Here is a 12,557-nt window from a genome sequence, read left to right as displayed (position 1 = left end):
CCACTATATGTAGTGCTAATCTGCGCAACATGCACTACATAAAGGGAAAAGCATGCGCGACGCACAGCAAGCCGGCACGCCATCGCCGGCGCAGCACGGCGGCCAGGTCGACGTGGCCAGCGCCATGGAGGAATACCTGGCCCAGCGCGACTGGCGCGTGCGGGCCAACGCCAACCAGGGCTACAGCCTGGGCGGACTGATCCTCAACGTCGCCGGCAAGGTCACGGCCAACTACTGGCTGTCGCATATCTTCAGCCCGGAAGCCGGGCAGGCGCATCGCGACGGCGACCTGCATATCCATGACCTCGACATGCTGTCCGGCTACTGCGCCGGCTGGTCGCTGCGCCAGTTGCTGGCGGAAGGCTTCAACGGCGTGCCGGGCAAGGTCGAGGCCAACCCGCCCAGGCATATGTCGGCAGCTGTCGGCCAGATCGTCAACTTTCTCGGCACGCTGCAGAACGAGTGGGCCGGCGCGCAGGCATTTTCCAGTTTCGATACCTACATGGCGCCGTTCGTGCGGCACGACCGCATGGACTACCGCGCGGTGCGCCAGTCGATGCAGGAGCTGGTGTTCAACCTGAACGTGCCGAGCCGCTGGGGCACGCAGACGCCGTTCACCAACCTCACCTTCGACTGGACCTGCCCGCAAGACCTGGCCGGCCAGGTGCCGTATATCGCCGGCGAGGAAATGCCGTTCACCTACGGCGACCTCCAGCCGGAGATGGACATGATCAACCGCGCCTACATCGAGGTGATGACGCAGGGTGATGCGCGCGGGCGCGCCTTCACCTTCCCGATCCCTACCTACAACATCACGCCGGACTTCGACTGGGACCATGCCAACGCCGAGCCGCTGTTCGAGATGACGGCGCGCTACGGGCTGCCCTACTTCCAGAATTTCATCAATTCCGATCTGGAACCGCACATGGTCCGCTCCATGTGCTGCCGCCTGCAGCTGGACCTGCGCGAACTGCTCAAGCGCGGCAACGGCCTGTTCGGCTCGGCCGAGCAGACCGGCTCGGTCGGCGTGGTCACGGTCAACTGCGCGCGCTTGGGCTACCTGCACCGGGGCGACGAGGCGGGGCTGATGGCGGCACTGGACCGCCTGCTGGCGCTGGGCCGCGATGTGCTCGAAGACAAGCGCCGCGTGGTGCAGCATTACATGGACGCGGGGCTGTATCCCTATACGCGCCGCTACCTCGGCACGCTGCGCAACCACTTCAGCACGCTCGGCGTCAACGGCATCAACGAGATGATCCGGAATTTCTCCGGCGACGCCGACGACGTCACGACGCCTGGCGGGCATGCCATGGCATTGCGGCTGCTCGACCATGTGCGTGCGCGCATCGGCGAGTTCCAGGAAGCGACGGGCCACCTCTATAACCTGGAGGCAACGCCGGCCGAAGGCACTACCTACCGCTTCGCGCGCGAAGACCGCAAGCGCTGGCCCGACATCCTGCAGGCGGGCACGGCCGAGCAGCCCTACTACACCAACTCCAGCCAGCTCCCGGCCGGCTATACCGACGATCCGTTCACCGCGCTGTCGATGCAGGAAGCGCTGCAAGGCAAGTACACCGGCGGCACCGTGCTGCACCTGTACATGAACGAAGCCCTGTCCAGCGCACAAGCCTGCAAGGCGCTGGTCCGGCGCGCGCTGACGCGCTTCCGCGTGCCATATCTGACGATCACGCCCACCTTCTCGATCTGCCCGAAGCACGGCTACCTGAGCGGGCGCCACGAGTTCTGTCCCCGGTGCGATGCCGAGTTGCTGGCACGCACCCCAGCCGCGGCCAGCGCGCCGCAAACCCAACCTGAAGAGGAGCTCTCATGAATACCGAATCGCGCCAGCCAGCCACGCCGGCCCTCGATCCCACCCTGCGTACCCGCTGCGAGGTCTGGACCCGGGTGATGGGCTACCACCGGCCCGTGACGTCCTTCAACACCGGCAAGCAAGGGGAATTCAATGAGCGGCGTTTCTTCACTGAAAGCGCCTGTGGCTGACGGCCCCTGCCTCACGGCCATACCGGTGCCTGCGCCAGCGGCCGCCGCGTCATTGCAGGGCGGGCCGGCGCTCGCCGGCCTGGTGCCGTTCTCCAGCGTGGACTGGCCCGGACAGCTGGCGGCGGTGCTGTTTATTGCCGGCTGTCCGTGGCGCTGCGGCTATTGCCACAATGCCCACCTGCAGCGGCGCCATGCGGCCTACGCCTGGCCAGCGGTGCTGGACTGGCTGAAGACCCGCGCCGGGCTGCTCGACGGCGTGGTGTTTTCCGGGGGCGAGCCGCTCAGCGAAGCGCGCCTGCCGGGGCTGGCCGCGGCGGTGCGCGCGCTCGGTTTCAGGGTGGGCTTGCATACCGCCGGCATCTATCCGCAACGGCTCGCCGCGCTGTTGCCACAGCTGGACTGGGTCGGGCTGGATATCAAGGCGGACGCGGCCGGTCACGATGCGCTGGTCGGACGGCCCGGCGGCCTGGCGCGGGTGCAGGCCAGCCTGGCGCAACTGCTCGGCGCCGGCGTTCCGTTCGAATGCCGGACTACCTGGGATCCTTCCTGCCTCAGCGAGCCGCGCTTGCTGGCGCTGGCACGCTCGCTTGCCGAGCAAGGCGTGCGCCACTATGCCGTGCAGGCCTGCCGGACGGGAACCGCCGCAGTGCCTGGCGCATCGTTGAGTGGGCCGGCGCGCGAGGCGCTGGCGTCATGGTTCGAGACGTTCTGCTACCGCGAAGGCTGAGGCGCACCGCCCTGCGCGTAGTTGGCGTTCAGTCTGCAAATGATTCCGTGAAAATTTCCCTCAAGCCCCGCCTTCCCGCGTCGATAACAGTAGGTTGAGGCGTCAAGCGTGCGGGCCGGCAAGCCGGCAACCGGCGAGGCGCCATAACAGCCGACTTGGAAAGCTGGGAAACGGAGGAGACATGCAGAACCTGGGGATACGGATAAGGCTTGGCGCGGCGTTTGGCGCCATGTGGGCACTGGCGGCGGTCGGCATCGCAATCGCACTGCCGCGCATGCAGGGAGCCGGCGACGGCAACGCGCGCACCCTGCTGGTGGCGCTTGGCGTGGCTGGGTTGGTGGTGGCGGTGGCGGCCACCTGGGCGCTGGCGCGCGGCATCGAGGCGCCACTGGCCGAAGCGGTCTATATCGCCGAAACAGTGGCCGCCGGCGACCTGAGCCAGGACTTCGAGACCGAGCGCGGCGGCGAATTCGGCCGGCTGCTGGGCGGGCTGGGCGAAATGGAAGACATGCTCACCGACCTGGTGACGCGCATCAAGGCCGCCACCGATTCGATCGGCTCGGCCTCGCACCAGATCGCCGCCGGCAATACCGACCTGTCGCAGCGCACCGAGGAACAGGCCGCCTCGCTGCAGCAGACCGCTGCCAGCATGGGCGAACTGACCGCGATGGTGCGCCAGAACACCGAACGCGCGCGCGCGGCCAACGGCCTCGCGGAAGCCGCGTCCGGCATCGCGGAGCGCGGCGGCGAGGTGGTCGGCAACGTGGTCCAGACCATGTCGGCGATCAGCGCCAGCTCGCGCAAGGTCACCGACATCATCGAAGTGATCGAAGGCATTGCCTTCCAGACCAACATCCTCGCGCTGAACGCCGCGGTCGAAGCCGCGCGCGCCGGCGAGCAGGGCCGCGGCTTCGCCGTGGTCGCTGGCGAAGTGCGCACGCTGGCGCAACGCAGCGCCGCGGCGGCCAAGGAGATCAAGCAGCTGATCGATGCCTCGGTGCAACAGGTGGACAGCGGCTCGGCGCTGGTGGGCCAGGCCGGCGAGACCATGCATGAAATCGTGCAGTCGGTCAGCCGCGTGACGGCGCTGCTGGGCGAGATCACCGTGGCGTCGGAACAGCAGAGCGCGGGGATCGCGCAGGTGAACGAAGCGGTGGCGCAGATGGACAGCGTGACGCAGCAGAACGCCGCGCTGGTGGAGCAGGCGGCCAGTGCTTCGAGTGCGCTGGCGGGGCAGGCTACGGAGCTGCAGCAGGTGGTGGGGGAGTTCAAGCTGGAGGCTTGAGCGGGGATTGCGCCGAGTTTTCCGGGCCGACAGCACTGCGAATGTGGTCTCCTCTCTCCCATTTATGGGAGAGGGGAGCAAGCCGACGGAATGGGATCCGTCCCCGGCTTTTCCAAGCGGCCTTCGCCGCGTTACTGCCTTACACCGCCGCAGCCACCCCAACCGGCAGCACCGCCTGCACAGCCTTGGCAAAGCGCTCCACGATATTGTCGATATCCCGTTCGGTGCAGATGAACGGCGGCGCAAACAACACATGGTCGCCGCGCAAGCCGTCCACCGTGCCGCCCATCGGATAGACCAGCAACCCGTTCTGCATCGCCGCCGACTTCAGCCGCGCGTGCGTCTTCAGCGCGGGATCCAGCGTCGCCTTGCTGTCGCGGTCAGCGACAAACTCCACGCCGACGAACAACCCGCGCCCGCGCACGTCGCCCAGGTTGGGATGCCCGCCCAGCGCCTCGCGCAGCCGCGCGCGCAGTTGTGCGCCGCGGGCCAGCACATTGGCAAGCAGCCTGTCTTCGGCAATCGTGCGCTGCACCGCCAGCGCCGCCGCGCATGCGGTGGCATGGCCGATGTAGGTATGGCCGTGCTGGAAGAAGCCGCTGCCGCCGACGATGGCGTCATAGATGCGGCGCGTGGACAGCATCGCCCCGATGGGCTGGTAGCCGGCCCCGAGGCCCTTGGCAATGGTGACGATATCCGGCACCACCCCATCCTCTTCGCACGCGAACAGGTAGCCGGTGCGGCCCATGCCGGACATCACTTCGTCCAGGATCAGCAGCACGCCGTACTTGTCGCACACGGCGCGGATGCGCTTCAGGTAATCGCCCACGGGCGGCACTGCGCCGGCAGTGGCGCCGACCACCGTCTCGGCGACGAAAGCGGCGACGGTGTCCGGTCCCAGTTCCAGAATCTTCGCTTCGAGTTCGTCGGCGAGCCGCTGTGCGTACTGCGCGTCGGTCTCGCCAGCCTGCTGGTCGCGATAGGCGTAGCACGGCGACACGTGGTGCGCCGGCACCAGCAGCGGCAAAAAAGGTTCGCGCCGCCATGCATTGCCGCCGATCGCCAGCGCGCCAAGCGTGTTGCCGTGGTAGCTCTGGCGGCGCGCGATGAAATGGCGGCGGCCCGGCTGGCCCACTTCGACGAAATACTGGCGCGCGAGCTTCAGCGCCGATTCCACGGCCTCGGAGCCGCCCGAGACGAAATACACATGGTCGAGATCTCCGGGCGCGGCTTGCGCCAGCGTTTCGGCCAGCGTTTCCGACACCTCGGTGGTGAAGAACGAGGTATGCGCGTAGGCGATGGTGTCGAGCTGCGACTTGATCGCCTCGATTACGCGCGGGTGGGCGTGGCCCAGGCACGACACGGCAGCGCCGCCGGAGGCATCGAGGTAGCGCTTGCCTGCGCTGTCGATCAGTTCGATCCCCTGCCCGGCAACGGCGACGGGCAGTGTCTGGCGCGGATTGCGATGGAATACGTGGGTCATGGTGGTGTTGAGGTGGCGGTGCCTTGCCGCGCGTCAGTGGCGCGCAGAGGATGATGGTTGTGCGGGCCGGCGCTGCAGCACGCGGCCGGTGAATGCGGGAAGCGCGCGCCCGTTGCTGTCGGCTGGTGCGTCCTGCTCCCAGACCTGCGCGCCATTGACCCAGACGCCATGGATGCCGGTGCTGATCTGCAGCGGATCTTCGAAGGTGGCGCGGTCCCGCACGTGATCGGCATCGAACAGGACCAGGTCAGCAAAGGCGCCCGGCACGATCTGGCCCCGATCCTGCAGGCCGTACTGCTGCGCGGCCAGCCCTGACATCTTGTGGATCGCGGTCTCCAGCGTCATCAGCTGGTCTTCGCGCACCATGCGCGCGAGGATGCGCGGGAACGTGCCCCACTGGCGCGGGTGCGGGCGCGGGTCGAAGGGCAGGCCGTCCGAGCCGAACACCGTCAGCGGAAACTGCGCGATCCGTTCCACGTCGCGCTCGTCCATGATGAAGTAGATCGCCGCGGCGGGACGCAGCCTTTCCAGCAGCGCCTCTTCGTCCAGGCCAAGCTCTTGCATCAGTTCGTGGAAGTCGCGCCCGCCCGCAGCCGGATAGCCGGTTGACCAGGTGATCATGGTGCGAGTGGACTGGCGCACGCGGTCCAGCCGCAGCATGGTCGAGGTGGCCGGATACGGATGGCAGTCCAGACACAGCGGCTGCAGCCGCGCGGCGTCGGCAAGCAGGCGCAGCGTTTCGAGCGAGCGCCCGTGGTTGCGCTTGCCAGCCACCTTGTGGTGCGAGAACACCACCGGGCAACCCAGCGCGCGGCCGATGCGCAGCGCCTCTTCGATCGACGGCACGATCTGGTCGGTTTCGTCGCGCAGATGCGTGGAATACAGGCCGCGATGCACGCGCACCGGCTCGCAGACGGCAATGATCTCGGCCTCGGTCGCTGCGGCCGCTGGCGGGTAGAAGGTGCCGGTCGACACGCCGAACGCGCCTGCTGCCATCGCCAGCCCGACTTCCTCGCGCATGGCGGCGATCTCGGCCTCGGTGGCGGCGCGGTCCAGCTGCGACATGGCACGCACGCGCAGCGTGGAGTGGCCCAGCAACGGCACCACGTTGACGTTGGCCGGCGTGGCGCGCAAAGCGTCAAGCCACTGCGCGAAGGTATCGAAGCGGAACAGCCCGGCCGGGCCGAGCAGGTCCAGCGGCTGCGGCGGCGCACTGTTCACCAGGGGCGCCAGGCTGATACCGCAGTTTCCGGTGACCACCGTGGTGATGCCCTGCGAGACCTTGGGCGTCATGTCCCGATGCACCAGCAGGTAGCCGTCATCATGCGTGTGGGCATCGATAAAGCCCGGCGCCAGCACGCGGCCGGCGGCATCGACGCGGCGCGCCGGTGCCGTCGACCACGGTGGCGTTGCGGAACACCAGGTCGGCGTGTCCGGGCGCAAATTGCGGCACTGCCATCGTCATTCCTTTGCTTATTGCGGCGTGATGCCGGCCTGGCGCACTACCGCGGCCCACTTGCCGGTCTCGAGCACGGCGTAGCCGGACAGTGCCTGCGGGGTGCCGCCGACGATTTCCGCGCCCATCGACGCGAATTTTTCCTTGATCGCGGGATTGGCCAGCGCGCGGTTGAAGGCGCCATTGAGCTTGCCCACCACCTCGGCCGGCGTGCCTTGCGGCGCCACCAGCCCGCCCCACGCCACGCCCTCGAAGCCGGGCACGCCCGACTCGGCGATGGTCGGCAGCGCCGGCAGCAGCGGCGAGCGCGCCAGGCTGGTCACGGCCAGCGGTTTGAGCTTGCCGGCCTGGATCAGCGGCAGGATGGTCGGCATGTTGTCGATCAGCACGTTGACTTGCCCCGCCATCACGTCGGTCGCGGCCTGCGGGCTGCCCTTGTAGCCCACGTGCATCCACGCCAGGCCGGCCTTGTCGGCCAGCAACTGGCCGGTCAGGTGGCCGGAAGTACCCTGCCCCGGCGAGGCATAGGTGACCTTGTCGGGATTGGCCTTGATGTAGGCCACCAGTTCGGCAAAGGTTTTGACCGGCATGTCACGATTGACGGCGATCACATTGGGCACCTTGAACAGCAGCACCACCGGCGCGAAGGCATCTGGCCGGTATGGCAGCTTGCGGAAGGTGCTCTTGTTGATCGACAGCGTGACGTTGTTGGCATAGCCCAGCGTATAGCCGTCGGGCGCGGCGCGCTCCAGTTCGGAGATGCCGATCACGCCGGAGGCCCCGGGCTTGTTGTCGATCACGAAGGAAACTGGCCGAAGGACCTGGTGACTTCGGCGCCCAGCGCGCGCAGCAGCACGTCGGGACTGCCGCCCGCGGCGGACGGAACCACCAGCCGGATCGGGCGCGAGGGGTAGTTGTCGGCGGCGATGGCGGTGCCGGACAGGCCCGCGCAGGCAAGCCCGAGCATGGCAGCGAGGAAATGGCGTCTTGGCTGGTGTTGCATAGGGGGCCCCTGTTGAGAAGGAATGCCTTCGGCGGGCAGGCATCCGCAGTATAGGGTCAGCCCCACAAAAAATGCAACATTTGTTTCTTATCTACATTGTTAGAAACATACGTTGTTTCACACCATTGCCCCCCGCTGCCGGAAATATCGCTGGTGCGATGAAACAGTCGTTACAACAGGCGAGTGCGCCGACAAAGCATCGGCTTTCCGGCAAATGCGCAGCAGCGTTTCAGGCCGGGCTGCGCGCCTTATCCCCCGCGCGCTTGCGCGGCGTGCGGACCGCCGCCGGTTTGCCGCCATCATCGCTCGCCCCAATCCCCTCCTCGTCCAGCGCCTCGACGATCGCGATCAGATACGCCGGCCCGCCATCCCCCGGCCGCCGGCTGAGCGAGGTGGTGACCTTGGTCCACACCGTGCCGCCATCCGCGCGGATAAAGCGCTTCTTCAGCGTGTAGGTCTCGAGCTCGCCATCGAGCAGCCGCTGGTACAGCGCCAGGTTCTCCTCCAGGTCTTCCGGCACCGTCAGCTCCTGGAACGTCCGTTGCACCAGCGTGGCGTTGTCGTAGCCCAGGATCTCGCGCAGCTTGCGGTTGGCGCGCAACCAGTGCCCGTTCAGGTCCAGGTGGGCGATCCCCACCGCAGCCTGCTCGAAGGTGGCGCGGAAGCGTTCCTCGCTGTCGCGGTGTGCGGCCTCCACCCGCTTCTGTTCGGTCACGTCCTGCGACGCGCCCACCATGGTCAGCGCATTGCCATGCTCGTCCAGCGTGACCTCGCCTTCCTCGTGGATGTCCCGGTGGCTGCCGTCGGGCAGCGTGATGCGGTAGTCGACCCGGTACGGCGCCTTGTCGACGGTGGCCGCGCGGATGGCGGCCTGCACGCGCGGGCGGTCTTCCTCCACGATCGATGCAAGGTAGCGGTCCATGGTCACCTTGAACGCCTGCGGCGCCCAGCCGAAGATGCGGTAGGCCTCGTCGGTCCAGGCGCAGTCGTCGGTCTGGATGTTCCAGGTCCAGCCGCCGAGGTGCGCGATCTCCTGCGCCTTGGCCAGCAGTGCCTCGTTCTGGCGTAGGGCGGCTTCGGCGCGGCGGCGTTCGGTGATGTCCAGGCTCACGCCGATCATTTTCACCGGGCGCTGGTCGAAGTCGCGCACCAGCGTGGCCCGCGACGAGATCCACCGCGTGCTGCCCTCGTACACCACGCGGAATTCCCACTCGTGCATTTCCTGCGCGCCCAGCGTGCGCGCCAGCACCTCTTTCAGGCGCGCCACGTCGGCCGGATGCACGCAGGCCCAGAAATCGTCCATGTTGCGGATATGGCGGCCGAACAGCGTGACGTCGTTGGATGAGTACGTCAGGCCATCGGTCAGCACGTTCCATTCCCACGTGACGATGCCCGAGACCTCCTGCGCAAATTTCATCCGCGCCTCGCTTTCCATGATCTCGGCGAGGTGCTTCTGCCGCAGTTCCTTGATGTGCGGATCGGATGCGGAGCTCGCCTCCAAGTCGGCAATGGCCTGCTCGCCATAGCGCAGCCACAGCCAGTTCACGCCCAGGAAGCGTGCCAACGCCAGCAGGCGCTCGTACTCGATCTCGCCGCCGCGGGTCCACTTGTGTACTGCCGATGGCGAGACCGACAGGGCCTCGGCCACCTGCTTGAGCATGATCCTCTTGCCCTCCAGCACGCCTTTCAGGCGGGTGGCAAAGGTGTCTTCGGTCATGGCATTCCCTTACTTTTTTTCAACCGATGGTGAATTGAGTAACTCGAACCTTACACCATCAGGCTGAATCGCGTGAATTGATAGAACGGATCAATTGACATGGAAATTTGATTGATTTTCTAGTATTGCAGCATCCCCGTCCTCGTCACTAGACTTCGCTTCACATCACTATTGGTAATTTAATTTACTATTAGTTAATCAACAAGTCACCGCACAGACCGAGACAAACGAGGAGACACCCCATGCAAGAGACCACCGCCCCCGTCTGCAGCACGACCCCGCTGGCCTACACGCTGCCGGCCCACTACTACACCTCGCCGGAGATCTTCGAGCACGAAAAGAAGACGATCTTCGCCCGCAGCTGGGTGTGCGTGATGCACAAGAGCCAGGTCGCCGAGAACAACCAGTACGCCACCGCCAAGGTGGCCGGCGAGAACGTGTTCGTGGTGCGCGGCCGCGATGGCGTGCTGCGCGCGTTCTACAACGTTTGCCCGCACCGCGCGCACGAGCTGTTCGCCGATGGCGCCGGCAAGGCAAAGAACGTGATCACCTGCCCGTACCACGCCTGGTCGTTCGGCCTGGACGGCAAGCTGATCCATGTGCGCAACGCCGAGAATGTGCCGGGCTTCTGCAAGGACAGCGCGGGCCTGACGCCGGTGCGCGTGGAGGAGTTCTGCGGCCTGGTCTTTGTCAACCTCGACATGGATGCGAAGCCGCTGGCCGAACTGGCCGCCGGCCTGAATGACGAGATCCGCGCACGCTGCCCGGACGTCGACAAGCTGGTACCGGCGTACAAGCTCACCTACGAGATGAAGGCCAACTGGAAGGTCGTGGTCGACAACTACCTGGAGTGCCTGCACTGCCAGACCGCGCACCCCGCGCTGGTCGAGTCGATCAGGATGGAGACCTACAAGCACGAAGTGCGCGGCCTCTACACCAGCCAGGTCGGCCAGACCCGCTCGGGCAGCGACGCCTTCACCTATGACAGCGACGCCCCCAACACCGACTTCGCCGCGTACTGGCTGTGGCCCAACGTCACGCTGAACGTGCTGCCGGGTGACGGCAACTATGGCGTCTTCTACATGTTCCCGGTGGATGCCGACACCACCATCCAGCACTTCGAGTTCTACTTCCGCGACAGCACGCCCACCGCCGAGCAGGAGCAACTGATCGACTACTACAAGAACGTGCTCAAGCCGGAAGACCTCAGCATCGTCGAATCGGTGCAGCGCGGCCTGAAGTCGCGCGGCTACCGCAACGGGCAGGGCCCGCTGCTGGTCACCGACGACAAGACCTCCGCCATCGGCGAGCACGGCGTGCAGCACTTCCAGCAGATGGTGCTCGACGCCCTGGCCGCCTGAAACAACAAGATCAACCGGAACCGCAGCAATGATCCAGACCCAGCTCTATATCGACGGCCAGTGGCAGTCGCCCATCGACCACGGCACGCGCGCCATCGTTAGCCCGGCCGACGAATCCGTGATCGCGCAGGCCGCAGAAGCCACCCGCGCCGACGCGCGCCTGGCCATCGCGGCTGCGCGCAAGGCCTTCGATGGCCCGTGGCGCCAGACGACGATCCGTGACCGCGCGAAACTGCTGAACAAGATCGCCGAACTGATCGACCGCGACGCCGAGAAGCTTGCCCACCTGGAGTCGCTCAACACCGGCAAGACACTGACCGAGAGCCGCACCGACATGGGCGATATCGCCGCCACCTTCCGCTATTTTGCCGGGCTGGTGGCGTCGGAATCGGGCGCCGTCAACGAAGCGCCGCACCATGTGATCAGCCGCACGCTGCGCGAGCCGGTCGGCGTGTGCGGCCTGATCACGCCGTGGAACTACCCGCTGCTGCAGGCTGCGTGGAAGATCGCGCCGGCGCTGGGCGCGGGCAACACGGTGGTGATCAAGCCGAGCAACCTGACGCCGCTGACCACGCACCACTTCACGCAACTGGTGGCCGAGCTGGACCTGCCGCCGGGCGTGTTCAACCTGGTGACCGGCGGCGCCGAAGTAGGCGCGGAACTGGCCGAAAGCCTCGACGTGGACCTCGTGTCCTTCACCGGCGGCGCCTTCGCCGGCGAGAGCATCATGAAGGCCGCCACCGGCAACTTCAAGCGCATCGGCCTGGAGCTGGGCGGCAAGAACCCCAACATCGTCTTCGCCGATGCCGACCTGGATGCCGCGGTGGACTACGCGCTCAACGCCGCGTTCTTCCACGCCGGCCAGGTCTGCTCCGCCGGCTCGCGCCTGATGGTCGAAGACAGCATCTATGATGCATTCATCGGCCGGCTGGCCGAGCGCCTGCCGCGCATCGTGATCGGCAACGGCTTCCATGGCGAAACGCAGATGGGCCCGGTGCAGTCGGCGCAACAGCACGAGAAGATCCTCGGCATGGTGCAGGCCGGCATTGCGGAAGGCGCGCGGCTGGTCCACGGCGGCAAGCGCCCGGCCGGCGACGTATACAAGAAGGGCTACTGGCTGGAACCGACGCTGCTAGCGGACGTGACGGCGGAGATGAAGATTGCGAAGGAGGAGATTTTCGGGCCGGTGATCACCGCCGAGCGCTTCCGCTCCGAGGAAGAAGCGCTGCGTGCCGCCAACGACACGCCGTACGGCCTGGCCGCCGCGGTCTGGACCCGCGACCTGGACAAGGCCAACCGCATGTCGCGCGCGCTGCGCTTCGGCACGGTGTGGGTCAACGACTATCACCCGTATTTCCCGGAAGCGCCGTGGGGCGGCTACAAGGCAAGCGGCATCGGCCGCGAGCTGGCCCGCATCGGCCTGGACGAGTACACCGAGCTCAAGCACAGCTATATCAACCTGGCCCCCAAGGCGATGGGCTGGTTCGGCGCCTGAGCGCAGCTGACTTCGCAATCGCGTGCGCG

The 12,557-nt window shown here is 66.7% G+C and carries 11 protein-coding genes; 6 read left to right on the top strand and 5 right to left on the bottom strand.

Features of this window, described 5'->3' with window-relative positions; translation table 11 throughout:
* Window positions 1–52: 52 nt before the first annotated feature.
* The 4 genes from J8I34_RS04295 (at window position 53) to J8I34_RS04280 (ending at window position 4,013) form a co-directional block, all read left to right on the top strand.
* Window positions 53–1,831 carry a ribonucleoside triphosphate reductase gene (locus tag J8I34_RS04295; RefSeq protein WP_371748038.1) on the top strand — a complete coding sequence of 593 codons (1,779 nt, stop codon included), beginning with the start codon at window positions 53–55 and terminating at the stop codon, window positions 1,829–1,831.
* On the top strand, window positions 1,828–2,001 hold the full coding sequence (gene nrdD / locus J8I34_RS35230; RefSeq protein ID WP_209805405.1) for an anaerobic ribonucleoside-triphosphate reductase: 174 nt from the start codon (window positions 1,828–1,830) through the stop codon (window positions 1,999–2,001). Before J8I34_RS04295 ends, nrdD begins: the two co-directional genes overlap by 4 nt.
* Window positions 1,964–2,728 (top strand): anaerobic ribonucleoside-triphosphate reductase activating protein, encoded by a 765-nt coding sequence (locus J8I34_RS04285; protein WP_209805404.1) that lies wholly within the window; start codon window positions 1,964–1,966, stop codon window positions 2,726–2,728. The genes nrdD and J8I34_RS04285 overlap by 38 nt, the downstream gene beginning before the upstream one ends.
* 181 nt (window positions 2,729–2,909) lie before the next feature.
* Window positions 2,910–4,013 carry a methyl-accepting chemotaxis protein gene (locus tag J8I34_RS04280; RefSeq protein WP_209805403.1) on the top strand — a complete coding sequence of 368 codons (1,104 nt, stop codon included), beginning with the start codon at window positions 2,910–2,912 and terminating at the stop codon, window positions 4,011–4,013.
* Between the two features lie 139 nt (window positions 4,014–4,152).
* Here the strand turns inward: J8I34_RS04280 and J8I34_RS04275 are convergent, their stop codons facing one another.
* From J8I34_RS04275 to J8I34_RS04260, 5 genes are all read right to left on the bottom strand, one after another.
* Window positions 4,153–5,496 (bottom strand): aspartate aminotransferase family protein, encoded by a 1,344-nt coding sequence (locus J8I34_RS04275; RefSeq protein WP_209805402.1) that lies wholly within the window; start codon window positions 5,494–5,496, stop codon window positions 4,153–4,155.
* 33 nt (window positions 5,497–5,529) lie between these two features.
* Window positions 5,530–6,939 (bottom strand): N-acyl-D-amino-acid deacylase family protein, encoded by a 1,410-nt coding sequence (locus tag J8I34_RS04270; RefSeq protein WP_245175760.1) that lies wholly within the window; start codon window positions 6,937–6,939, stop codon window positions 5,530–5,532.
* Window positions 6,940–6,969: 30 nt separating this feature from the next.
* A complete protein-coding gene (locus J8I34_RS04265) occupies window positions 6,970–7,752 on the bottom strand; it encodes a Bug family tripartite tricarboxylate transporter substrate binding protein (RefSeq protein ID WP_371748037.1) in 783 nt (260 codons plus the stop codon).
* Window positions 7,749–7,955, bottom strand: coding sequence for a hypothetical protein (locus J8I34_RS34660; RefSeq protein WP_245175759.1), 207 nt, complete (start codon window positions 7,953–7,955; stop codon window positions 7,749–7,751). The genes J8I34_RS04265 and J8I34_RS34660 overlap by 4 nt, the downstream gene beginning before the upstream one ends.
* 229 nt (window positions 7,956–8,184) lie before the next feature.
* Entirely contained in the window at window positions 8,185–9,672 is a 1,488-nt protein-coding gene (locus J8I34_RS04260) for a helix-turn-helix domain-containing protein (RefSeq protein ID WP_209805401.1), read from the bottom strand.
* A 242-nt stretch (window positions 9,673–9,914) separates the two neighbouring features.
* Here J8I34_RS04260 and J8I34_RS04255 point away from each other — a divergent pair, with 242 nt between their 5' ends.
* Both J8I34_RS04255 and J8I34_RS04250 read left to right on the top strand, forming a co-directional pair.
* Window positions 9,915–11,033, top strand: coding sequence for an aromatic ring-hydroxylating oxygenase subunit alpha (locus J8I34_RS04255; RefSeq protein WP_209805400.1), 1,119 nt, complete (start codon window positions 9,915–9,917; stop codon window positions 11,031–11,033).
* Window positions 11,034–11,061: 28 nt separating this feature from the next.
* A complete protein-coding gene (locus J8I34_RS04250; protein ID WP_209805399.1) occupies window positions 11,062–12,528 on the top strand; it encodes an aldehyde dehydrogenase family protein in 1,467 nt (488 codons plus the stop codon).
* Window positions 12,529–12,557: the final 29 nt, after the last annotated feature.

Origin of the sequence: Cupriavidus phytohabitans, from assembly GCF_017815025.1 — a bacterium.
Taxonomy (GTDB): domain Bacteria; phylum Pseudomonadota; class Gammaproteobacteria; order Burkholderiales; family Burkholderiaceae; genus Cupriavidus.
Note: the sequence above shows the minus strand (reverse complement) of the source record. Positions and strands in the feature narration are given on the sequence as shown.